21 protein-coding genes are annotated in these 21,612 nt (G+C 62.8%); 18 read left to right on the forward strand and 3 right to left on the reverse strand.

What is annotated here, in order from left to right; all coding sequences use genetic code 11:
• The first annotated feature begins 8 nt into the window (after positions 1–8).
• Positions 9–3,359, forward strand: coding sequence for a mechanosensitive channel MscK (gene mscK, locus F8N66_RS19945; RefSeq protein ID WP_150771828.1), 3,351 nt, complete (start codon positions 9–11; stop codon positions 3,357–3,359).
• A gap of 48 nt (positions 3,360–3,407) precedes the next feature.
• The gene (gene selO, locus F8N66_RS19950; RefSeq protein WP_150771829.1) at positions 3,408–4,871 is read left to right on the forward strand and encodes a protein adenylyltransferase SelO; all 1,464 of its coding nucleotides are present in this window, start codon (positions 3,408–3,410) and stop codon (positions 4,869–4,871) included.
• Positions 4,872–4,877: 6 nt separating this feature from the next.
• On the opposite strand, the gene F8N66_RS19955 is transcribed toward selO, so the two are convergent.
• Together F8N66_RS19955 and F8N66_RS19960 are read right to left on the reverse strand one after the other, a co-directional pair.
• On the reverse strand, positions 4,878–5,279 hold the full coding sequence (locus F8N66_RS19955; protein ID WP_150771830.1) for a helix-turn-helix domain-containing protein: 402 nt from the start codon (positions 5,277–5,279) through the stop codon (positions 4,878–4,880).
• On the reverse strand, positions 5,276–5,572 hold the full coding sequence (locus tag F8N66_RS19960) for a type II toxin-antitoxin system HigB family toxin (protein WP_150771831.1): 297 nt from the start codon (positions 5,570–5,572) through the stop codon (positions 5,276–5,278). Before F8N66_RS19960 ends, F8N66_RS19955 begins: the two co-directional genes overlap by 4 nt.
• A 189-nt stretch (positions 5,573–5,761) precedes the next feature.
• On the opposite strand from F8N66_RS19960, the gene trxC reads away from it, so the two are divergent.
• A complete protein-coding gene (trxC, locus tag F8N66_RS19965; protein WP_150771832.1) occupies positions 5,762–6,196 on the forward strand; it encodes a thioredoxin TrxC in 435 nt (144 codons plus the stop codon).
• 87 nt (positions 6,197–6,283) lie between these two features.
• Here the strand turns inward: trxC and F8N66_RS19970 are convergent, their stop codons facing one another.
• Positions 6,284–7,054 (reverse strand): ParA family protein, encoded by a 771-nt coding sequence (locus tag F8N66_RS19970; RefSeq protein WP_150771833.1) that lies wholly within the window; start codon positions 7,052–7,054, stop codon positions 6,284–6,286.
• Positions 7,055–7,409: 355 nt separating this feature from the next.
• Between F8N66_RS19970 and F8N66_RS19975 the strand changes: the two genes are divergently transcribed.
• From F8N66_RS19975 to F8N66_RS20045, 15 genes are all read left to right on the forward strand, one after another.
• Positions 7,410–8,135 (forward strand): beta-ketoacyl synthase chain length factor, encoded by a 726-nt coding sequence (locus F8N66_RS19975; RefSeq protein WP_150771834.1) that lies wholly within the window; start codon positions 7,410–7,412, stop codon positions 8,133–8,135.
• Positions 8,111–8,923, forward strand: coding sequence for a lysophospholipid acyltransferase family protein (locus F8N66_RS19980; protein WP_150771835.1), 813 nt, complete (start codon positions 8,111–8,113; stop codon positions 8,921–8,923). Before F8N66_RS19975 ends, F8N66_RS19980 begins: the two co-directional genes overlap by 25 nt.
• Positions 8,901–9,176, forward strand: a complete 276-nt coding sequence (locus F8N66_RS19985; RefSeq protein WP_150771836.1) for a phosphopantetheine-binding protein — start codon at positions 8,901–8,903, stop codon at positions 9,174–9,176. Before F8N66_RS19980 ends, F8N66_RS19985 begins: the two co-directional genes overlap by 23 nt.
• A 9-nt stretch (positions 9,177–9,185) precedes the next feature.
• Positions 9,186–9,440: an acyl carrier protein gene (locus tag F8N66_RS19990; protein ID WP_007992314.1), complete on the forward strand. Its 255-nt coding sequence runs from the start codon at positions 9,186–9,188 to the stop codon at positions 9,438–9,440.
• A complete protein-coding gene (locus tag F8N66_RS19995) occupies positions 9,437–9,982 on the forward strand; it encodes a hypothetical protein (RefSeq protein ID WP_150771837.1) in 546 nt (181 codons plus the stop codon). Before F8N66_RS19990 ends, F8N66_RS19995 begins: the two co-directional genes overlap by 4 nt.
• Entirely contained in the window at positions 9,979–11,658 is a 1,680-nt protein-coding gene (locus F8N66_RS20000; protein WP_150771838.1) for an acyl-CoA synthetase family protein, read from the forward strand. Before F8N66_RS19995 ends, F8N66_RS20000 begins: the two co-directional genes overlap by 4 nt.
• A 131-nt stretch (positions 11,659–11,789) precedes the next feature.
• Positions 11,790–12,524 carry a glycosyltransferase family 2 protein gene (locus tag F8N66_RS20005; protein ID WP_150771839.1) on the forward strand — a complete coding sequence of 245 codons (735 nt, stop codon included), beginning with the start codon at positions 11,790–11,792 and terminating at the stop codon, positions 12,522–12,524.
• Positions 12,521–13,462, forward strand: coding sequence for a glycosyl transferase (locus F8N66_RS20010; RefSeq protein ID WP_150771840.1), 942 nt, complete (start codon positions 12,521–12,523; stop codon positions 13,460–13,462). The genes F8N66_RS20005 and F8N66_RS20010 overlap by 4 nt, the downstream gene beginning before the upstream one ends.
• Entirely contained in the window at positions 13,443–14,987 is a 1,545-nt protein-coding gene (locus F8N66_RS20015) for an HAL/PAL/TAL family ammonia-lyase (protein WP_150771841.1), read from the forward strand. Before F8N66_RS20010 ends, F8N66_RS20015 begins: the two co-directional genes overlap by 20 nt.
• Entirely contained in the window at positions 14,980–15,405 is a 426-nt protein-coding gene (locus F8N66_RS20020) for an acyl-CoA thioesterase (RefSeq protein WP_150771842.1), read from the forward strand. The genes F8N66_RS20015 and F8N66_RS20020 overlap by 8 nt, the downstream gene beginning before the upstream one ends.
• Positions 15,402–16,106 (forward strand): outer membrane lipoprotein carrier protein LolA, encoded by a 705-nt coding sequence (locus tag F8N66_RS20025; protein ID WP_150771843.1) that lies wholly within the window; start codon positions 15,402–15,404, stop codon positions 16,104–16,106. The genes F8N66_RS20020 and F8N66_RS20025 overlap by 4 nt, the downstream gene beginning before the upstream one ends.
• Positions 16,090–18,429, forward strand: a complete 2,340-nt coding sequence (locus tag F8N66_RS20030) for an MMPL family transporter (protein WP_150771844.1) — start codon at positions 16,090–16,092, stop codon at positions 18,427–18,429. The genes F8N66_RS20025 and F8N66_RS20030 overlap by 17 nt, the downstream gene beginning before the upstream one ends.
• Positions 18,426–19,586 (forward strand): sodium:proton antiporter, encoded by a 1,161-nt coding sequence (locus F8N66_RS20035; protein ID WP_150771845.1) that lies wholly within the window; start codon positions 18,426–18,428, stop codon positions 19,584–19,586. Before F8N66_RS20030 ends, F8N66_RS20035 begins: the two co-directional genes overlap by 4 nt.
• Entirely contained in the window at positions 19,573–20,820 is a 1,248-nt protein-coding gene (locus F8N66_RS20040; protein WP_150771846.1) for an NAD(P)/FAD-dependent oxidoreductase, read from the forward strand. The genes F8N66_RS20035 and F8N66_RS20040 overlap by 14 nt, the downstream gene beginning before the upstream one ends.
• Positions 20,817–21,542 carry a class I SAM-dependent methyltransferase gene (locus tag F8N66_RS20045; RefSeq protein WP_150771847.1) on the forward strand — a complete coding sequence of 242 codons (726 nt, stop codon included), beginning with the start codon at positions 20,817–20,819 and terminating at the stop codon, positions 21,540–21,542. The genes F8N66_RS20040 and F8N66_RS20045 overlap by 4 nt, the downstream gene beginning before the upstream one ends.
• Positions 21,543–21,612: the final 70 nt, after the last annotated feature.

A 21,612-nucleotide genomic window follows, 5' to 3' on the forward strand; every position in this document is an offset into this window, starting at 1 on the left:
CGGTCTTTATGCCAAGCCTGCGCACCTTTTTCGTCATGGTCCTGTTGGGCCTGAGCCTCTCCGTCGGCACGCTGCAAGCCGCCGAACCACCCACCCGCGAAACCGTGCAGGCCAGCCTGGACAAGATCGCCGACCGCAAACTGCCGGAGGCCGATCAAAAGGCCCTGCAGTCGGTGCTGCAAGGCACGCTGACCCAGCTCAACAACCGGCGTGACTACGAGCAGAAGCTCAACGACCTCAAGCAGCAACTGGCCACGGCCCCCAAGCAGACCGTCGAGAACCAGCGCGAGCTGACGCGTCTCAAGGCCAGCAGCGTGGTACCGGTGGCGCAGCGCTATACCAAAGAGTCGATTCAGCAACTCGAACAGATGCTCACGGAGCGCTCGACCCAGCAAAGCGACCTGCAAAAAGCCCTCGCCGACGCCAACAGCCTGGTCATCACCGCCCAGACCCGCCCCGAGCGCGCCCAGGCCGAAATCTCCACCAGCCAGACGCGCATCCAGCAGATCAACAATATCCTCAAGGCCGGCAAGGATGGCGGCAAGACCCTGAGCGCCGAGCAGCGCGACCAGCTCAACGCCGAACTGGCAGCCCTCAACGCGCTGATCCCGTTGCGTCGCCAGGAACTGGCCGGCAATACCCAGCTGCAAGACCTGGGCAACAGCCAGCATGACTTGCTGACCGAGCGATCCGACCGGCTTGACCGGGAAATCCAGGACCTGCAAAACCTGATCAACCAGAAGCGCCTGGCCCAATCCCAGGAGACAGTGACGCAGCAGTCCATCGAAGCGCAAAAAGCCGGTGGCAGCAGCCTGTTGGCCACCGAAAGCGCGGCCAACCTGAAGCTCTCGGACTACCTGCTCAAAAGCACCGACCGCCTCAACGAAGTCACCCAGCAGAACCTGCAGACCAAGCAGCAACTGGACAGCGTGACCCAGAGCGACTCGGCCCTGGACGAGCAAATCAACGTGCTCAAGGGCAGCCTGCTGCTGTCGAAAATCCTCTACAAACAGAAACAGGCCCTGCCACGCCTCAAGGTCGACCGCGACCTGGCCGACCAGATCGCCGACATTCGCCTCTATCAGTTCGAAGTCAGCCAGCAACGTGAATTGCTCAGCAACCCGGCCACCTACGTCGACAACCTGTTGTCGACCCAACCGCCGGAGCAAGTCACCCCGCAACTGCGCAAGAGCCTGCTGGAGCTGGCCACCACCCGCGCCGACCTGCTGGAGCGGCTGAACCGCGAATTGAGCGCCGTGCTCAATGAATCCATCACCCTGCAACTTAATCAAAAGCAACTGCTCAGCACCGCGCAAAGCCTGCGGGCGACGCTGGACGAGCAGATGTTCTGGATCCCCAGCAACAAGCCGCTCGACCCTGAATGGATGCGTGGCGTGCCGGATCGCCTGATGCGTCAGATCGACACGTTGCCCCTGGCTTCCAGCCTGAGCGAACTGACCGACGGCCTGACCCAGCGCCCCTTGCTGTTCCTGCCACTGGCGCTGCTGATCGGCGCGCTGCTGTGGCGCCGGAAAAATCTGTATGCCCGCCTGAACAAGGTTCACCAGGACATCGGCCACTTCAAGCGCGACAGCCAGTGGCATACGCCGCAAGCGATCCTGATCAACATTCTGCTGGCCATGCCGGTGTCGCTCGGCCTGGCCCTGTGCGGCCTGGCCCTGCAAATCGACGCCCGCGGGCAGAACGCCAACATGGGCGCGGCCTTGCTGCAAATGGCCCAGGCATGGCTGGTGTTCTACACCGCCTACCGGGTCCTGGCACCCGGCGGCGTGGCGGAACTGCATTTCCGCTGGGAAAAGCCCCAGGTTGAATTCCTCCGTGGCTGGGTCCGCCGGCTCGGCATGGTGGTGATGGCGCTGGTCGCCGTGGTGGCGGTTGCCGAACTGCAACCGGCAGCCCTGGCCGACGACGTGCTGGGCATGCCGGTGGTTCTCATCTGCTACGCCTTGATGACCTGGCTGCTCAGTCGCCTGCTGATCAGCAGCCCGACCCACGAAAACGCCTCGCTGTTCCGCAAGGCCGTGGCCATCATGTTCACCGCGCTGCCGGTGGCCCTGTTCGTGGCCGTGTGCTTCGGCTACTACTACACCGCGCTGAAACTCAGCGACCGGCTGATCAATACCCTGTACCTGTTGATGTTCTGGCTGGTGATCGAAGCCACCTTCGTGCGCGGCCTCAGCGTCGCGGCACGCCGCCTGGCCTACCAGCGCGCCCTGGCCAAACGCCAGGCCGCGAAAGAGGCCGGCGACGGCGAAGCGGTGATCGAAGAACCGACCCTGGACATCGAGAAGGTCAACGAACAGTCCCTGCGCCTGATTCGCCTGGCCTTGCTCGGCGGCTTCATGGCCCTGCTGTACTGGGTCTGGGCCGACCTGATCACGGTGTTCTCGTACCTGGACAACATCACTCTCTACGAATACACCAGCGGCACCGGCGCCAACATGAGCATGGTGCCGATCAGCATCGGCGACATGCTCGGCGCGCTGATCATTATCGGCATCACCTTCGCCTTGGCGCGCAACCTGCCGGGCCTGCTGGAAGTGTTCGTGCTGTCGAAACTGAACCTGGCCCAGGGCAGTGCTTACGCCACGACCACCCTGCTGTCCTACGTGATTGCCGGCGTCGGCTTCGTCTCGACCCTGTCGACACTCGGCGTCAGCTGGGACAAGTTGCAGTGGCTGGTGGCGGCGCTGTCGGTGGGCTTGGGTTTTGGCATGCAGGAGATTTTCGCCAACTTCATCTCCGGCATCATGATCCTGTTCGAACGCCCGGTGCGGATCGGCGACACCATCACCATCGGCAACCTGTCGGGCACGGTCAGCAAGATCCGCATCCGCGCCACGACCATCACCGACTTCGACCGCAAGGACATCATCGTCCCGAACAAGACGTTCATCACCGGGCAACTGATCAACTGGTCCCTGACCGACACCATCACCCGGGTGACGCTCAAGCTCGGGGTCGATTACGGCTCGGACCTGGACCTGGTGAAGGAACTGCTGCTGAAAGCCGCGCGGGAAAACCCACGGGTGCTAAAGGAACCGGAGCCGCACGTGTACTTCCTGAACTTCGGCGAAAGCACCCTCGACCACGAGTTGCGCATGCATGTGCGCGACCTCGGCGACCGCAACCCGGTGCTCGATGAGGTCAACCGCTTCATCAACCGCGAGTTCAAGAAGCAGCACATCAACATCTCGTTCCGGCAGATGGAGGTCTACCTCAAAAACCTCCACGGCCAGGAATACAAAATGGTGCCGATAGAGCCCGAGACCAAAACCATCGTGCCGATGGTCGATGGCAAACCGGCGCAAGAGCCGCCCGCCGCCAAGCTCGACTAACCGGCCTTTCCCCAGCAGAATGCTCGGACATTCTGCTGGAGCCGGCCTTTGAAAGCCCTCGACGAACTGACCTTCGATAATCGCTTCGACCGCCTGGGCGATGCGTTTTCCGCCCACGTGCTGCCCGAGCCGATCGATAACCCGCGCCTGGTCGTGGCCAGCCCCGCCGCCATGGCGTTGCTGGACCTCGAACCGGCCGTGGCCGAGACCCCGGAGTTCGCCGAACTGTTCAGCGGCCACAAGCTCTGGGCCGATGCGATCCCCAGGGCGATGGTCTATTCCGGCCACCAGTTCGGTTCCTATAACCCGCAGCTGGGCGACGGTCGCGGCCTGCTGCTGGGCGAGGTGTATAACGAGGCCGGCGAACATTGGGACCTGCACCTCAAGGGCGCCGGGCAGACACCCTTCTCGCGCATGGGTGACGGACGGGCCGTGCTGCGCTCTTCGATCCGCGAGTTCCTCGCCTCCGAAGCCCTGCATGCCCTGAACATTCCCACCACACGGGCGCTGTGCGTGATCGGCTCCGACACGCCGGTCTGGCGCGAGAAACAGGAGCGCGCGGCCATGGTCCTGCGCATGGCACCCAGCCATGTGCGCTTCGGCCATTTCGAATATTTCTACTACACCAAGCGTCCCGAAAAGCAGAAGGAACTCGGCGAGCACGTCCTCGCCCTGCATTTCCCCGAATGCCTCGAACAGCCGGAGCCCTATCTGGCCATGTTCCGCGAGATCGTCGAGCGTAACGCCGGGCTGATCGCCAAGTGGCAAGCCTACGGCTTCTGCCACGGGGTGATGAACACTGACAACATGTCGATCCTGGGCATCACCTTCGATTTCGGCCCGTTCGCCTTTCTCGACGACTTCGACGCCAATTTCATCTGCAACCACTCCGATGATCAGGGCCGCTATTCCTTCAGCAATCAGGTGCCGATCGGCCAGTGGAACCTCAGCGCCCTGGCCCAGGCCCTCACGCCGTTCATCAGCGTCGAGGCCCTGCGCGAAACCCTTGGCCTGTACCTGCCGCTGTTCCAGGCCCACTACCTGGACCTGATGCGCCGCCGCCTGGGGCTCACCACCGCTGAAGATGACGATCAGAAACTGCTGGAACATCTGCTGCAACTGATGCAGAACAGCGGCGTCGACTACAGCCTGTTCTTCCGCCGCCTGGGCGACGAATCACCCGAAGCGGCCGTGCGTCGCCTGCGCGATGATTTCGTTGATATCAAGGGCTTCGATGCCTGGGGTGAGCTCTATGTCGCCCGGGTTGCCCGTGAGGGCGAGCTGGATCAGGAACAGCGTCGCCAGCGAATGCATGCGGTCAATCCGCTGTACATCCTGCGAAATTACCTGGCGCAGAAGGCCATCGATGCCGCGGAAAAAGGCGACTACTCCGAAGTTCGCCGGCTGCACGCGGTGCTGAGCAATCCGTTCGAGGAACAACCGGGGATGGAAAGCTACGCGGAGCGCCCGCCGGAGTGGGGCAAGCATCTGGAGATCAGTTGTTCGTCGTGAACCCGATCATATAAACGTCTCCACCGACGTACCGAAGCGCTCGGCCAACCAGCGGATCTGCCGCAGGTTGAGCTGTCGCTTGCCACTCAGAATCTCCGACACCACCGATTGGGTACCCACACCGGGCAGGTCACTCTGAGTCAAGCCGTGCTCGCGCATCAAGTAGCCGAGGACATCGGCGCCACTGGCTTCTGCCATAGGGTGATGCTTGTGGTCCCATTCCTCGATCCAGTCTCCAATGATGTCTACAAGGCTCATCAGCGGATGCGATTCGTCATCGCCGGTTATCTCCAGCAGTTCATCGAGCGCAAGAGCCAACCTGTCGTAGTCATCTTCGTTTTTCGGTTTGCGTAGCAATGGCGCTACAAACTCCCAGTGCTCAGCAGCCTGTTTGATCAATGCACTCATTGTTTTCCCTCCCTCCATTTTCCTCGGTCATATTCGCGATGATCCAGCACATCCTTGATGTACAGTTTCTGATTTTGATACCGGACAAATGCGATCAACCGCAGCTTGTTTCCCCCGATGTCGAATACATGAAACTCACCAACCTTGTCGGTCGCAGCAAACAACGATTTCATGGCAGCAAAATCACATGGGCTATTACGCTTGATTAGTCGAAACCAGTGATCGATCGCAGTCGCCGCATGTGGCCATTTTTCCTTTGATTCCCGAATCCGCTTTTCAGTGAACACACGCATGCAATTTCCTTATCGCATTTTGCTATGGATGAGTTAAACACAGCGCAAAAATATCGCAAATTGCGATATTTCCGACCAGTGGTGCATAGGCGCACTTTCAGCCTAGATACGCAGTGCGCTGCCGTGCGATTGAAAATATGAGCAAACGTCTCCAATTAGGTGTTATCAGCTTCCAATTGGATATCACTCATGACCGACCCACTCCTCATCCCCTGCCCCCACTGCAATGGCCTCAACCGCATACCCGCCGAGCGCCTGAACGACCAGCCCAAATGTGGTCGCTGCAAGTCCGAAGTCCTGTTGAGCAAACCTTTCGAACTGAAGCAAGGCGATTACGCCAGCCAGATCAAGGGTGATCTGCCGTTGCTGGTGGACGTGTGGGCGGACTGGTGCGGGCCGTGCAAGTCGTTTGCGCCGGTGTTCGAGCAGGCAGCGGCGCAATTGGCGGGCAAGTGCCGGCTGGCCAAGCTGGACAGTGAAGCGAATCAACAGTTGTCGGCGCAATTGGGGATTCGTTCGATTCCCAGCCTGATTCTGTTCAGGAACGGCCGGGAGGTCGCGCGCCAGAGCGGGGCCTTCCCGTTACCACAGTTGATGAGTTGGTTGCGAAGCCAGGGGATCTGATTGCAGCCTTAAAAGATTGCAGCCTGCGGCAGCTCCTACAGAAAAAGTCCCATGTAGAAGCTGCCGCAGGCTGCGATCTTTTGGTCTTCAGGCGTTTTCGAGCAGATTGTGCAGTTCGACGAACTGCTGCGTCAGCTTGTGCCGGGGATCAAGGTGGATCAACGGCGTGTTGGCCTGGTGGGATTCGCGCATGCGCACCGAGCTGCCCAGGTAAACCGGCAGCACCGGCAAGCCTTCGGCAATCAATTCGTCGAGGATTTGCTGGGGCAGGCTGGCCCTGGCCTGGAACTGGTTGACCACGATGCCTTCCACTTCCAGCCCTTCGTTATGGTCGTCCTTCAACTCATCGATTTCCGCGAGCACGCCGTACAGCGCCTGCCGGGAAAAGCTGTCGCAATCAAAAGGAATCAACACGCGATCGGCGGCGATCAACGCCGAAACCGCATAAAAATTCAGGGCTGGCGGTGTATCGAGGTAGATCCGGTCGTAATCTTCATCCAGCTCTTCAAGCAATTTACGAAGCTTGTTGATCTTGTGCTTGGCTTCGAGCTTGGGCTGCAAGTCCGCCAGTTCCGCCGTGGCGGTAATGACGTGAAGGTTGTCGAAGGGAGTTTCGTAGATATCGACCTGGTTTTTCTTGGAGAAAGGCCCCGAAGACAAGGTCTGCTTGAAGAAATCGGCGATCCCCATCGGAATATCGTCGCCGGTGAGCCCCGTCAGGTATTGGGTGGAGTTCGCCTGGGCATCGAGATCCACCAACAGGGTGCGATAGCCCTCGCTGGCGCTGACCGCCGCCAGATTGCAGGCGATGCTGGATTTGCCCACCCCACCTTTCTGATTGAACACCACGCGCCGCATGTCAAAAACTCCATGTATCAAAGAATGACCGAGTGTAGTGGTCCACGGCATGGCTTCGCTACCTCAGTGGTACAGGGACTACACGGTCATCGGCAATCTCCTGCCGGAAAGCCGGCAAACGCGTCCGTCAGCCTCAGGCACAGCCGACAGACGGAGCGATTTAAATGTGAATAATTATCAACCGCTCGGTTTTCCGGAAGTGACGGAGCCATCTGACTGTGCAAAATGTAACCAGCATTTGCTACACGTTCCCGGCACCGGGATAATGCGCACCACTCGGCGCCTGGCGCCACGTAGAGTGGGTCGTGGTTATCGGCCACTCACCGCGTCAAGCAAGCCCGCAGGGGCGGGATGAATGTCTGTGATCAATTTCAACATCGCCCAATGGCGCGCGTGGGCCCCGGGGCTCGAAAGCGTGGACGACTGGCAGGCCTGGAGCCGGCAACCGGTCGATTTGCCGAGCAGCGAAGCCGCTCCCGACGTGTCCTTTCTGCCCGCCATGCAGCGCAGGCGCCTCAGCCGGTTGGCGCGGATGGCCTTCAGCGTGGGCTGGCCCCTGGCCGAAGGCCACCAGGACTTGCCGCTGGTCTTTGTTTCCCGCCATGGCGAAACCCCGCGCACGTTCGACATTCTCAGCGACCTGGCCGCCGAACAGCCGCTCTCGCCGACCCAGTTCAGCCTGTCGGTGCACAACGCGATCATTGGCCTGTGGTCGATCATGCGCGGCGAAACCAGCGAAATGACGGCCCTGGCCGCCGCCGGCGATGGTCTTGAACACGGCATGCTGGAGGCTGCGGCCCTGCTGAAGGAAGGTGCGCCGGCGGTGTTGCTGGTGGTGACCGAGGAGAAACCGCCCGAGGCCTACTCCACCTGGATCGACGATGTGCCGTTTCCCTATGCCGTCGGCCTGCTGATCACACCTGGCACTGACTGGCAGCTGTCCCTGAACAGCCCCGCGGATGCGTTGTCCAAAACCCAATGGCCGCATGCGCTGAATCTGCTGCGCGCGCTGCTCGGCCAGCAAACCACTTGCCAACATGCCTGGAAAAATCGTGTATGGACCTGGCAACGCAGCCCGTGACCGAAAAAAACCGCGACGCCTATTACTGGCGCCTGCTGGCTACCGCCGCAAGCTTCGCCCTGTTCGGGTTGGGCGGGCTGTGCCTGCGCCTGGTGGTGTTCCCGTTGCTGAGCTGCCTGCCGGGCGATGCCCTGACCCATCGGCAGCGCGCGCGGCAAACCGTCAGTCGCTGCTTCTGGTTTTTCGTCCGGTTCATGGCCCGCGCCGGCGTGCTGACCTACGATATCCAGGGCGCGGAAAAACTGGGCCGGCCGGGGCAGATGATCATCGCCAACCACCCGTCATTGATCGACGTGGTGTTCCTGATCGGGCTGGTGCGCCATGCCAACTGCGTGGTCAAGCAAAGCCTCTGGGAGAACCCGTTCACCCGCGCCCCGCTGCGCCGGACCGAATACATCAGCAACGACGGCAGCATGGACATGCTCGATGCCGCCGCCGACGCACTGAAAAGCGGACAGACCCTGATCATCTTTCCCGAAGGCACCCGGACCCAGCCGGGACAGGCGCCGGCCTTTCATCGGGGGGGGGCGGCAATTGCCGTGCGGGGTGCGAAAATCCTCACCCCGGTCGTGATCAAGGTCAGTCCGACCACATTGACCAAGGCCGAACCCTGGTATCGGATCCCCAAACGCCGCGTGCACTTCAGTTTCCGTGTCGGCGCCGATATAGACCCGCAGGCCTTCGCCGCGCTGGGCCCTGCTCCACAGGCCTCGCGCAAGCTCAACGATTATTTGCATTCTTACTTCATCAAGGAGCTCGCCGAAGATGAGCGAAATGAACACCGATAGCCTGAACCGGGACATCAAAGAGTTGATCATCGAAGCCCTCGGCCTCGAAGACATCAGTGCCGAAGACATCGACGATCAACAGACACTGTTTGGCGAAGGCCTGGGCCTGGACTCGGTGGACGCCCTGGAACTCGGCCTGGCCATCCAGAAAAAGTACGGCATCAAAATCGACGCCGACGCCAAGGACACCCGTAACCACTTCAGCAACGTGGCGAGCCTTGCGGCGTTCGTCACTGCAAAACAGGCAGCTTGAGACCGGACCATGCAAACTCGTGACGACATTTTCAACACACTGCGCGATGCCTTGGTCGAGCTGTTCGAACTGGACCCCGAGCGCGTGAGCCTCGAATCCAACCTGTACCAGGACCTGGAAATCGACAGCATTGACGCGGTCGACCTGATCGATCACATCAAACGTCAGACCGGCAAGAAAATCGCTGCCGAGGAATTCAAGTCGGTGCGCACCGTCAGTGACGTGGTCGAGGCGGTCTACCGTCTGGTTCAACCGGCCGCATGAGCCGATTGATCGGCCTCGGCCTGCTGCTGGCGGGCCTGCTGTACCCCTTCGCGGTGTATTTCGGCATGGAGCACTTCGCCCCGTGGCAGTTTGGCCTGTTGTTGGGCAGCCTGTGGCTGGCTCGGGCGCTGACCGGTCGGCGTCGGCCAGGCAGCCTGTGGATGGCCTCGGTGGCTTTGGTGTTCTGCCTGCTGCTGGCGCTGTTCGACAGCCCGGCGTTGCTGCGTTGGTACCCGGTATTGATCAGCGGTTTCATGCTGGTGCTGTTTGGCGCAAGCCTGAAATATGGCCCGCCGATGGTCGAGCGCCTGGCCCGCCTGCGTGAACCGCAGTTGCCGGCCAGGGCTGTGCGCTACACCCGTCAGGTGACCATCGCCTGGAGCGTGTTCTTTCTCTGTAACGGTTTGTGCGCCGCCGCCCTGACGCTGTGGGCGCCGCTGGACCTGTGGATGTTGTACACCGGCCTGATTTCCTACGGATTGATCGGCCTGATGTTTGCCATTGAATGGCTCATACGACAACGGGTAAGAGGCCGCCCATGAATTGGATAAAACTTGAGCACCTGCTGCTCAAGCCGGAGCCGGAGCGAGCCGTCACGGCCGCACCGGCGATGAATCACGCGCAGCTGTGCGAACAGGCCCTGCGCCTGGCCGCCGGCCTGCAAGCCAGGGGCGTGCAACGCATCGCCGTGCACCTTGAGGACGCCGCCGACCTGGCGACGGCCCTGCTCGGCGCCTGGCGCGCGGGGATCAGCGTATTGCTGCCCGCCGACCTGCAACCCCAGACGCGCCAGCGCTGGTCGAATGACGTCGACCTGTGGCTGACCGATCACCCCGATGACGCCCACCTGGAAGACTTCCAGCATCCCCCCCTCAGCGCGGCGGCACTGGATCTGGATCGCTGCACCCTGAGCCTGTGCACCTCCGGCTCCAGCGGCGAACCCAAGCGCATCGAAAAACAGCTGCGCCAACTGGTCAATGAAGTCCAGGCACTGGAACGGCTATGGGGCGCCGACCTGGGCCCGGCGTGCATCATTGGCAGTGTCGCCACCCAGCACATTTACGGCTTGCTGTTTCGGGTGCTGTGGCCGCTGTGCGCCGGGCGCCCTTTCGTGCGCAGGCAACTGGCCTTTCCGGAAGACCTGCAACGCGCCAGCCGCGAGCACCCGGCCTTCGCCTGGGTCGCCAGCCCGGCGCTGCTCAAGCGCATGGGCGACAACCTCGACTGGCCGGCCATGAGCGCGGTGCGTCGGGTGTTTTCTTCCGGCGGTGCCTTGCCCGCCGAGGCAGCGCAGTGCCTGCACGAACGCCTGCAGCAATGGCCGACCGAAATCTTCGGCAGCTCGGAAACCGGCGGCATTGCCTGGCGGCAGGGGAACACACGCTGGCAGCCGTTCGCCGATGTTGTGCTGAGCCAGGACAGTGACGGTGCGCTGCTCATCGCCTCTCCTTATTTGCCCGCCGGCCATGTCGAACACACCGCCGATGCAGCGCGAATCGCGGCGGATGGCCGTTTCGAGCTGCTCGGGCGGCTGGACCGGATCGTCAAACTGGAAGAAAAACGTATCTCGCTGCCGATGCTGGAGCAGGCGTTGATGGCCCACGACTGGGTCGCTGAAGCGCGGCTCGGCGTCGTTCAGGAAAACCGTGCCTCACTGGGGGCGCTGCTGGTGCTGAGCGAAGCCGGGTTGCACGCCTTGCGCAATCAAGGCCGGCGCAGCGTCACCGAGACCTTGCGCCAACACCTGGGCCAGCATTGCGAAACCCTGGCCCTGCCACGGCGCTGGCGCCTGCTGCGACAACTGCCGCTGAACGCCCAAGGCAAACTGCCCCAGGCCGACGTCGAGGCCCTGTTGCTGGCGCCACGCCCCAAGGCCCCGCACGTGCTGGAGCAGGTCGAAACCGCAGGCGAGTGGAGCCTGCAACTGGCCGTGCCACCGGACCTGGCCTATTTCAGCGGCCACTTCCCTCAGGCGCCGGTGCTGCCCGGCGTGGTGCAGGTCGAGTGGGCCTTGAACCTGGGTCAGCAATTGATGAACCTGCCGGCCACATTCGCGGGCATGGAAGTGCTGAAGTTCCAGCAACTGGTGCGCCCGGGGGATGAAGTCCAGTTGCACCTGCGCTTCGACCCGATCCGCAACAAACTGTATTTCGCCTATCGCAACGACACCGCCACCTGCTCCAGCGGGCGGATTTTGCTGGAGAAGGCGCATGCATAAGTTTGCTGAGTGCTGCGCACTCATTCGCGAGCAAGCCCGCTCCCACACTGGATTGCCGCCAAACACGACCCTCCTGTGGGAGCGGGCTTGCTCGCGAAGCAGGCACCCCGGTCCATCAGGTGGCCCCCCAAATGCATAACCCCTGCGCCGTCATCCCGGTCTACAACCACGAAACCGCGATCACCACCGTGGTCGACGCGCTGCTCGCCAGTGAGCTGCCGTGCATTCTGGTGGACGACGCCAGCGATAAACCTTGCGCGCACGTCCTGGATCACCTGGCCTTGCGCGACAAGGTCCACCTGATTCGCCTCGCCGCCAATCAGGGCAAGGGCGGTGCGGTGATGACCGGCCTGCGCGAAGCGTCGCGCCTGGGCTTCAGCCACGCCTTGCAAGTGGACGCCGACGGCCAGCACGACCTGCAAGACGTCCAACGCTTTATCGAGCACTCGCGCGCCCATCCCGAAGCCGTGATCTGCGGTTTTCCGCAATACGACGCCAGCGTGCCGAAAGGCCGCTTGTACGCCCGCTATCTCACTCACGTGATGGTCTGGATCAACACCCTGTCGTTGCAGATCCGTGATTCCATGTGCGGTTTCCGCGTCTACCCGTTGCCACCGGTGCTGGCGTTGATCGACACCGCGAAGATCGGCAAGCGCATGGATTTCGACTCGGACATTCTGGTGCGCCTGGCCTGGCGCAACTTGCCGATGCAATGGCTGCAAACCCGCGTCCATTACCCTCTGGACGGCGTTTCGCATTTCCGGATGTTCCACGACAACGTGCTGATTTCGAGCATGCACACCCGGCTGTTCTTCGGCATGTTGCTGCGCTCGCCCCTGATCCTCTGGCGGCGGTGGCGAGCATGAACACCGACAAGCAACACTGGGCCGACCGCGAGGAGCGTGGCAGCTTCTGGCTGATGAAATTCACCGCGCTCGCCGCCAGGGTGCTCGGCCGCCGGCTGTTGAGCCCGCTGCTCTATGGCATCGTGCTGTATTTCTTCCTGTTCGGTCGCAGCGCCCGCCACAGCGCCTGGCAGTACCAGCAGCGACTCGCCGACTGGAGCGGTCGCCATGAATGGCGCCCGACCCATCGACGCGTATTCGGCCAGTTCATGGCCTTCGCCGACGCCATGCTCGACAAGCTCGACGTGTGGAACGGCAAGCTGAGCATCGAGCAGATCGAGATCATCGACCCGGCACTGCTGCGCAACCAGTTGCGCGGCGCACGCGGGCAGATGCTGGTGGGCGCGCACCTGGGCAACCTGGAAGTCTGCCGTGCACTGGCGGAACTCGGCGAAAAGGTGACGATGAACGTGCTGGTGCACACCAAGCACGCCGAGCAGTTCAACCGTTTGCTGGGTGAAGCCGGCGCGACCAATTTGCGCCTGATCCAGGTCAGCGAACTGGACCCGGTGATCATGCTGCAACTGCACGAACGCCTGGAACGTGGCGAATGGCTGGCGATTGCCGGCGATCGCGTGCCGCTGCACGGTGGGCGCAGCGTCATCGTGGACTTCCTCGGCCACCCGGCAAAATTCCCGCAAGGGCCGTGGCTGCTGGCCGGTCTGTTGAAATGCCCGGTCAACCTGCTGCTGTGCCTGAAGAAGCCCGACGGCGGTTATCGGCTGACCCTCGAACCCTTCGCCGAGGCAATCACCTGGAAACGCGGCGACCGCGAGCAGGTCATTCATCAGTGGGCCTCCCGCTATGCCGAGCGCCTGAGTCACTATTGCCTCGAAGCCCCTCAACAATGGTTCAACTTTTACCCTTTCTGGAAGACCGATGACGACGCCAACGCTTGAGCCGGTAACCTTCGGCGAACTCCCTTTGCGCATCGAAGACGTGCGGGCCCTGGCCAACCGCCAGGCGCCGTCGCAGTTGCAGGGCGACCCCGCGTTCCGCGAGCGCATCGCCAAGGGCGCGCGATTCCTTGATTCGCTGCTGGACAAGGAAGGCGTGATCTACGGCGTGACCACCGGTTACGGCGATTCCTGCGTGGTCGCCGTGCCGCTGCATCACGTCGAGGCCTTGCCCCGTCATCTGTACACCTTCCATGGCTGCGGGCTGGGCAAGCTGCTCGACGCCCAGGCCACCCGCGCGGTGCTGGCGGCGCGGTTGCAGTCGTTGTGCCACGGCGTTTCCGGGGTACGCGTGGAACTGCTGGAGCGCCTGCAAGCCTTCCTTGAGCACGACATCCTGCCGCTGATTCCGGAAGAAGGCTCGGTCGGCGCCTCCGGCGACCTGACGCCACTGTCCTATGTTGCCGCGACCCTGTCGGGTGAGCGCGAAGTGATGTATCGCGGCGAACGCCGACAGGCCGCCGATGTACACCGCGAACTCGGCTGGCAGCCGCTGGTGTTGCGCCCCAAAGAAGCGCTGGCGCTGATGAACGGCACCGCGGTGATGACCGGCCTCGCTTGCCTGGCCTACGCCCGCGCCGATTACCTGCTGCAACTGGCGACCCGCATCACCGCGCTGAATGTGGTCGCCCTGCAAGGCAATCCGGAGCACTTCGACGAGCGCCTGTTCGCCGCCAAGCCCCATCCGGGCCAGATGCAAGTCGCCGCGTGGTTGCGCAAGGACCTGGCGATCGACGCACCGACCGCCCCTTTGCATCGCCTGCAAGACCGCTATTCCCTGCGCTGCGCGCCCCATGTGCTCGGCGTGCTGGCCGACAGCCTGAACTGGCTGCGTGCGTTCATCGAGGTCGAACTCAACAGCGCCAACGACAACCCGATCATTGATGCCGAGGCCGAGCGCGTGCTGCACGGCGGGCATTTCTACGGCGGCCATATCGCCTTTGCCATGGACAGCCTGAAGAACCTGGTGGCCAACGTCGCCGACCTGCTGGATCGGCAACTCGCGCTGCTGGTGGACGAACGCTATAACCATGGCTTGCCGAGCAATTTGTCCGGCGCCAGCGCCGACCGCGCCATGCTCAATCACGGTTTCAAGGCGGTGCAGATCGGCACCAGCGCCTGGACCGCCGAAGCATTGAAAAACACCATGCCGGCCAGCGTGTTCTCGCGCTCCACCGAGTGCCACAACCAGGACAAAGTGAGCATGGGCACGATTGCCGCCCGGGATGCGATTCGCGTACTGGAGCTGACCGAACAGGTCGCCGCCGCCACATTGCTGGCCGCCAATCAGGGCGTCTGGCTGCGCGGCCAGGCCGAAGACGCGCGTCCGTTACCGCCTGCCCTGTCCGCCATGCACGAAGAATTGGCCAGGGATTTCCCGCCCGTCATCGAAGACCGCGCGCTGGAAGGCGAATTGCGCCTGTGCCTGCAACGCATCGCCGAACAACACTGGAGGCTGCATGCGTAGCAAGGGAGTGCTGCACACCGATACGGAAATCCTCGTGCCGTTCTTTGACGTCGACAGCATGAACGTCGTCTGGCACGGCCATTACGTCAAATACCTGGAAACCGCCCGCTGTGCGCTGCTGGACAGGATCGGCCACAACTACACGGCCATGTCTGAATCGGGCTACGCCTGGCCGGTGATCGACCTGCAACTGCGCTACGTGCGGGGTGCGGTGTTTGGCCAGCGCCTGAACGTGCGCGCCAATCTGGTGGAGTGGGAGAACCGTCTGAAGATCAACTACCTGATCAGCGATCTGGCAACCGGTGAGCGCCTGACCCGCGCCGTCTCCGTGCAGGTCGCCGTCGACATGCGCAGCCGCGAGATGCAACTGGCTTCGCCGAAGGTCTTCACCGACGCCGTCGAGAGGGCCCTGTCATGATTTTCTGCCAACCCCGTTCCCCTGTAGGAGCGAGCCTGCTCGCGATGGTCGTTAACGATGACGCGGGTCACCTGTCACCCCGCGCCGCTCTCAGGTTTTTCGCAAGCCGGCTCGCTCCTACAGTGTTCTGCGTGTTGCTGGGTATTCCGGGTCTGGCTCAGGCATTCGACCTGCAACAGCTCAGCGATCAACTGGCCAGGCCGGATGTGATCCACGGCAACTTCGTCCAGGAAAAACACCTGCGCGCCCTGCCGCAGCCGCTGACCAGCAAGGGCACCTTTGTCCTGGCAAAAAACCACGGTTTGCTTTGGCTGTTGAAAACACCGCTGCAACAGGATTACCGCATCACCACCAAGGGCATTGCCCGACGCGACGCCAGCGGCTGGCAGATGCTGCCGGGCAAGTCCGCTGGCGCCGAGCAGAACCGCCTGTTCCTCGCCGTGCTGCAAGGTGACAGCAGCGGGCTGCAACGGGATTTCGAGCTATCGCTGAGCGGCGACGCCCAGAACTGGAAGCTCACGCTGGTGCCGCGCTCAATGCTGCTCAAGCAAGTGTTCAACCAGATCAACATCACCGGTGGCGAATTGGTGCACAGCATCGAGCTGCTGGAAACCCAGGGCGACAGCACCCTGTTGCGCATGCAGGACAGCACCCCTGCCCAACCGTTGAGCACCGCGGAGCAACATGACTTTGCCGAGTGAACGGAGGCTGCCGCGGCTGTTCCTGATCCTGCTGCTGGCGGTGCTGGCACTCGCCGGCTGGCAATGGCGCGACGGCGCACCGCTGTCGGCCAACCTGATGGAACTGGTTCCCGGCACCACGCCGGACGCCCTGGAACTGCGTGCCGAACAACGCATGCAAGAACCGCTGAACCGCGAAATGCTGGTGCTGGTCGGCCATCAGGATCGCGAGCAAGCCATCGCCATGGCGCAGACCCTGGGCGATCAGTGGCAAGCCAGCGGCCTGTTCGAAAAGGTCCAGTGGACCCTGCAAGCCGACTTGCCGGCGCTGCGCACCCAATTGCTGCAAGGTCGCCTGGCGATGCTGTCCGCCGATGACCGCCAACAACTGATCGAGCATCCCGATGCGTTTATCCAGCAACGGGTGCAGGCGCTGTTCGACCCGTTCACCGGTTTCAGCCTGGTGCCCAGCCAGGACGACTGGCTGGGCCTGACCGGACGCATCCAGAACAGCCAGCCGCAACACGGCGCGGTGCAACTGGACATCGGCAGTGGCGCCTTGGTTGCCGAGGCGGATGGCAAGCATTGGGTGCTGCTGCGCGCGCGCACTACCGGCAATGCCTTCGACATGAACCTGCCGATGCAGGTGGCCGGGCTGCTCAAGCACAGCCGTGAGCAAGCATCCGGGGCCGGTGTGCAACTGCTGGCGGCCAGCGGCTTGCTGTATGCCGCCGCCGGCCAGCAGCAAGCGACCCGGGAGATGACCTGGGTCGGTGGGGGTGCCACGGTCGGGATTCTGCTGCTGTTGCTGCTGGCTTTCCGCCGCTGGCGGGTATTGCTGGCCTTCGTCCCGGTGCTGGCCGGCATGCTGTTCGGTGCGGTGGCCTGCGTGGCGGTGTTCGGCCATCTGCATGTGATGACCCTGGTGCTCGGTTCGAGCCTGATCGGTGTCGCCGTCGATTACCCGCTGCATTACCTGTCCAAGAGCTGGAGCCTGAAACCCTGGCACAGTTGGCCGGCCCTGCGCCTGACCCTGCCCGGCCTGACCCTGAGCCTGATCACCAGCGCCATCGGTTACCTGGCGCTGGCCTGGACACCGTTCCCGGCGCTGACCCAGATCGCCGTGTTCTCTGCCGCCGGCCTGCTGGGTGCCTATTTGTCCGCCGTGTGCCTGTTGCCGGCACTGCTCAAGGGCGTGCAATTGCGCCCGGCGCAGTGGCCATTGACGGTCTCCACCTGGCTGCTGGGGCTTCGTGAAGGCTTGCTCAAACACCTGAGCACGCCCGTGCTGCTGGCGCTGCTGATCGCCTTCTGCGTCGGCGGGTTGTTGCAGCTCGAAACAAAGAATGACATCCGCCAATGGGTCGGCGCACCGCCGCAACTGACCGACGAAGCGCAAACCATCGCACGGATTACCGGCTATCAACCCACCAGCCAGTTCTTCCTGGTGCAGGCGGCCGATCAACAGCAATTGCTCGAACGTCAGGCCGCCCTGAATGAACGCCTGGATCAGTTGGTCAACCTGGAAAAACTCCAGGGCTACCTGTCGCTCAATCAGCTGGTCAGCCAGCCCAGCGAGCAGCGCCAGGTACGCGAGGCATTGAGCAAACTGCCGCCGTTCTGGCAGCCATTGCTTGAGGTCGGCGTGCCGGTCGAAGCGCTGCAAGCCGAATTGATCAAATTGCAGGCGCTGCCCATCGAAGACATCGACGCCGCGCTGGCCGGGCCGCTGGCCGAGCCCTATCGCCTGCTGTGGCTGGGCCCGACCGCCGACGGCGTGGCTGCCATGGTCAGCCTGCAAGGCCTGAACAACCCGTCCCTGCTGCGCGTCCAGGCCGAAGACTTGCCAGGTGTGCAACTGGTGGATCGGCTGGGCGAATTGAACAAGGTGTTCGCGGACACACAAGTCAGTGCCGCCGAACTGAAGCTCGCCTCCTGCGTATTGATCGTGCTGGTGCTGATCCTGCCGTTCGGCTTCGGTGGCGCGTTGCGCATTGTTTCCCTGCCGCTGCTGGCGGCCCTGTGCAGCCTGGCGAGTCTCGGCTGGCTGGGGCAGCCGTTGACCCTGTTCAGCCTGTTCGGCCTGCTGCTGGTGACGGCGATCAGCGTCGACTACGCGATCCTCATGCGCGAACAGGTCGGCGGTGCCGCCGTGAGCCTGCTGGGCACCTTGCTGGCGGCCCTGACCACCTGGCTGTCGTTTGGCCTGCTGGCGGTGTCGAGCACGCCGGCGGTGAGCAATTTCGGCCTGTCGGTCAGCCTGGGCCTGATCTTCAGCTTCATGCTCGCCCCCTGGGCCGGTCGCCAGGTGCATGCGGCCACGGTCGCGGAGCCGTCAGCATGATGATCGCGCTGTTTTGGGCGATGGCCTTGGCGCTGTTTGCCGTGGCGACCCGGGTCGGTCGCCACGTCGGGCTGATCCCGATTGTCAGCCAGTTGCTGCTCGCGACCGTCGGCCTGCCACTGCTGATGTACTTCTGGATCGAACCGCACTGGCAATTGGGCGGCGCGGCACTGGTGTCGCCGGGCTGGCTGAAAAACCTCTACAGCCTCAGCTTCGCGCTGTTGCTCGGCTACATCCTCAGTGACGTGATCGACCTGCAACTGGACCGCCAGAGCCTGAAAATCGCCCTGCCGAGCTTCTGCATTCCGTTTGCCTGCGGCCTGGCCACGGCGATCTGGTTGCTGCCGCCGCAGCCGTGGCTCAGCTCCCTGGCGGTGGGCCTGTTGTTCGCCATTACCGCGATCCCGGTGCTGTACCTGTACCTGCGACACATCGATTACCCACCCGCCGCCACCCGGCGACTGGTGCAAACCGCCATTCTCATCGACCTCGCCTGCTGGACCCTGTTCGCCATCGCCCAGGGCACCCTGCACCTGAGCAGCCTGCTGTTGCCTTTGGCAGGCGCCTGCCTGCCCATCCTGTTGAGGCTGCTGGGCCTGCGCCAACGGTGGCTGTACAGCCTGGGCTTTTTCGCCCTGCTGGTGGTGGCCGAGCACTACAAGCTCAATGCGCTGATTTTCGGTATCGGCTACGTGCTGATCATGGCCGCGCTGAAGGCGCCGCTGGTCCTGCCGCTGCCAGCGATCTGGATGAGCCGCTTGCAGACCTACCTGGCGATTCCGCTGATCCTCACCTTCGGCATCGTGCAGATCAACGTGCACAGCGCCATGGACAGCCTGGGCTGGCTGCAACTGGCGGCGCTGCTGCTATTGCCGATTGCCAGCAAACTGCTCGGTAACTGGCTCGGCCTCGGTTGGGCCGGCGCCTCGTTCCCGGGCGCCAGTCGCTGGCGCGAAAGCGTGCTGCTCAATATTCGCGGCTTGAGCGAGATCGTGTTTCTCAACCTGCTGCTGCAACAACAGCTCATCAGCCCGGCGCTGTACTTTGCGCTGATGCTGATGGGCCTCGTCGCGACCCTGCTGCCGGCACTGGCCGGCATGCACCGGATTCCCCTGAAAGCTGCCGCCCCGGCAAGGAGCCCCCATGCCCATCGTTGAAACGGAACATCGCCAGATCGTGGTGATCGGCGCAGGTCCCTCGGGCGCCATCGCCGCCGCGCTGCTCAAGCGCAAGGGGCACGATGTGCTGGTGATCGAGCGACAGCATTTCCCACGGTTTTCCATCGGCGAGAGCCTGTTGTCCCACTGCCTGGATTTCGTCGAGGAGGCAGGCATGCTCGACGCCGTCAACGCCGCCGGTTTCCAGCTCAAGACCGGCGCTGCGTTCGCCTGGGGCGAGCAGTACAGCACCTTCGATTTCAGCGACACCTTCACCCCTGGCAAGCCGACGACCTTCCAGGTGCAGCGCGCCGATTTCGACAAGCTGCTGGCCGACCAGGCGGCGCTGCAAGGCGTGGACATCCGCTACGGCGAAACCATCGTCAGCGTCGACATCGAGTCGGCCAAACCGTGGCTTGGCGTAAGGCGCGAGGATGGCAGCGAATACCGCATCGAGGCTGAGTTCATGCTCGACGCCAGCGGCTATGGTCGCGTCCTGCCACGCCTGCTCGACCTCGAAGCGCCGTCGAATTTTCCGTTGCGCCAGGCCGTGTTCACCCACGTCGAAGACCAGATCGACAGCCCGACGTTCGACCGTACCAAGATCCTCATCACCACCCACCCGACCCAGCGTGATGTGTGGTTCTGGACCATCCCGTTCAGCAACGGCCGCTGCTCGGTGGGCGTGGTCGCGGCGGCGGAGCACTTCGAGGGCCGCACCGCCAATCTGGACGATTGCCTGCGCGGGTTCATCGCCGAAACCCCAAGCCTGGCCGGGGTGCTGGACAACGCCGTGTGGGATACGCCAGCGCGCACCATCGGTGGCTACTCGGCCAACGTCAAAACCCTGCACGGCCCGGGATTTGCGCTGCTGGGCAATGCCGCGGAATTCCTCGACCCGGTGTTCTCGTCCGGCGTCACCATCGCCATGCGTTCGGCGAGCATGGCCGCGGATGTCCTGCATCGCCAGCTGCAAGGCGAAGCCGTCGACTGGCAACGGGAGTTCGCCGAACCGCTCAAGCGCGGCGTCGATACCTTCCGTTGCTACGTCGAGGGCTGGTACGCCGGGACCTTCCAGGACGTGATTTTCCATGAAGGCAGTTCGCCGGAGATCCGCCGCATGATCAGTTCGATCCTGGCCGGTTATGCCTGGGACGAACGCAACCCGTTCGTCAACGAAGCCAGGCGTCGGTTGAAGGTGATTTCAGAACTCTGTGCAAGGGATGCGACATGAGCTTTTTGAGCGACACCTACGTCGAAGAGACCCGTTTCGGTCTCTGGTTCCTGCGCAGCCGCACCTGGCAACACCATGTACTGCGCGTGGCGATCAATGACCTGCGCGGCCTGTTCAGCGAAGCCCCGCCGAGCCAACCGGTGCTGCTGGATGCCGGTTGCGGCCAGGGCAAATCATTCCGGTACTTGCACCAGACCTTCACGCCCGGGCGTCTGATCGGTGTGGACGCCGACCCGCACAGCCTGAACCGCAGCCGAGAGGAAGGGGTCAATCAGGGTATGGCGGTGGAGCTGATCGGCAGCGACTGCGCGACCCTCGCGGTCCCGGATGCCAGCGTCGACCTGGTGTTCTGTCACCAGACCTTCCACCATCTGGTGGAGCAGGAACAGGCGCTGGCCGAGTTTTACCGCGTGCTCAAGCCGGGCGGCTACCTGCTGTTCGCCGAATCCACCGAGGCTTACATTGATACCTGGGTGATCCGCTGGTTGTTCCGGCATCCGATGCAGGTGCAAAAAAGCGCCGCGCAGTACCTGGAGATGATTCGTCGCCAGGGCTTCGAATTCGGCGCGCAGAACGTGTCGTATCCGTACTTGTGGTGGAGCCGCGCGAGGGATTTCGGTCTGTTGGAGCGCTTGGGCCTGAGCAAGCCAAAACCCTTTGGCCAGCGGGAAGAAACCCTGGTGAATGTGGTTGCGCGTAAACCGCTGGAAGGTGCTGTGTGATGCTCGCTTTCAATCGCTCAAAGCACACAACCTGTGGGAGCGGGCTTGCTCGCGAAAGCGCAGTGTCAGT

The sequence above is a fragment of the Pseudomonas fluorescens genome (assembly GCF_902498195.1).
GTDB lineage: Bacteria > Pseudomonadota > Gammaproteobacteria > Pseudomonadales > Pseudomonadaceae > Aquipseudomonas > Aquipseudomonas fluorescens_BU.

What these genes read in the sequence shown, in the direction of transcription:
- mscK (WP_150771828.1), top strand. Translation starts at nt 9, where the DNA reads ATGCCAAGCCTGCGCACCTTTTTCGTCATGGTCCTGTTGGGCCTGAGC.
- F8N66_RS19955 (WP_150771830.1), bottom strand. Translation starts at nt 5,279, where the DNA reads ATGAGTGCATTGATCAAACAGGCTGCTGAGCACTGGGAGTTTGTAGCG.
- F8N66_RS19960 (WP_150771831.1), bottom strand. Translation starts at nt 5,572, where the DNA reads ATGCGTGTGTTCACTGAAAAGCGGATTCGGGAATCAAAGGAAAAATGG.
- trxC (WP_150771832.1), top strand. Translation starts at nt 5,762, where the DNA reads ATGACCGACCCACTCCTCATCCCCTGCCCCCACTGCAATGGCCTCAAC.
- F8N66_RS19970 (WP_150771833.1), bottom strand. Translation starts at nt 7,054, where the DNA reads ATGCGGCGCGTGGTGTTCAATCAGAAAGGTGGGGTGGGCAAATCCAGC.
- F8N66_RS19975 (WP_150771834.1), top strand. Translation starts at nt 7,410, where the DNA reads ATGTCTGTGATCAATTTCAACATCGCCCAATGGCGCGCGTGGGCCCCG.
- F8N66_RS19980 (WP_150771835.1), top strand. Translation starts at nt 8,111, where the DNA reads ATGGACCTGGCAACGCAGCCCGTGACCGAAAAAAACCGCGACGCCTAT.
- F8N66_RS19985 (WP_150771836.1), top strand. Translation starts at nt 8,901, where the DNA reads ATGAGCGAAATGAACACCGATAGCCTGAACCGGGACATCAAAGAGTTG.
- F8N66_RS19990 (WP_007992314.1), top strand. Translation starts at nt 9,186, where the DNA reads ATGCAAACTCGTGACGACATTTTCAACACACTGCGCGATGCCTTGGTC.
- F8N66_RS19995 (WP_150771837.1), top strand. Translation starts at nt 9,437, where the DNA reads ATGAGCCGATTGATCGGCCTCGGCCTGCTGCTGGCGGGCCTGCTGTAC.
- F8N66_RS20000 (WP_150771838.1), top strand. Translation starts at nt 9,979, where the DNA reads ATGAATTGGATAAAACTTGAGCACCTGCTGCTCAAGCCGGAGCCGGAG.
- F8N66_RS20005 (WP_150771839.1), top strand. Translation starts at nt 11,790, where the DNA reads ATGCATAACCCCTGCGCCGTCATCCCGGTCTACAACCACGAAACCGCG.
- F8N66_RS20010 (WP_150771840.1), top strand. Translation starts at nt 12,521, where the DNA reads ATGAACACCGACAAGCAACACTGGGCCGACCGCGAGGAGCGTGGCAGC.
- F8N66_RS20015 (WP_150771841.1), top strand. Translation starts at nt 13,443, where the DNA reads ATGACGACGCCAACGCTTGAGCCGGTAACCTTCGGCGAACTCCCTTTG.
- F8N66_RS20020 (WP_150771842.1), top strand. Translation starts at nt 14,980, where the DNA reads ATGCGTAGCAAGGGAGTGCTGCACACCGATACGGAAATCCTCGTGCCG.
- F8N66_RS20025 (WP_150771843.1), top strand. Translation starts at nt 15,402, where the DNA reads ATGATTTTCTGCCAACCCCGTTCCCCTGTAGGAGCGAGCCTGCTCGCG.
- F8N66_RS20030 (WP_150771844.1), top strand. Translation starts at nt 16,090, where the DNA reads ATGACTTTGCCGAGTGAACGGAGGCTGCCGCGGCTGTTCCTGATCCTG.
- F8N66_RS20035 (WP_150771845.1), top strand. Translation starts at nt 18,426, where the DNA reads ATGATGATCGCGCTGTTTTGGGCGATGGCCTTGGCGCTGTTTGCCGTG.
- F8N66_RS20040 (WP_150771846.1), top strand. Translation starts at nt 19,573, where the DNA reads ATGCCCATCGTTGAAACGGAACATCGCCAGATCGTGGTGATCGGCGCA.
- F8N66_RS20045 (WP_150771847.1), top strand. Translation starts at nt 20,817, where the DNA reads ATGAGCTTTTTGAGCGACACCTACGTCGAAGAGACCCGTTTCGGTCTC.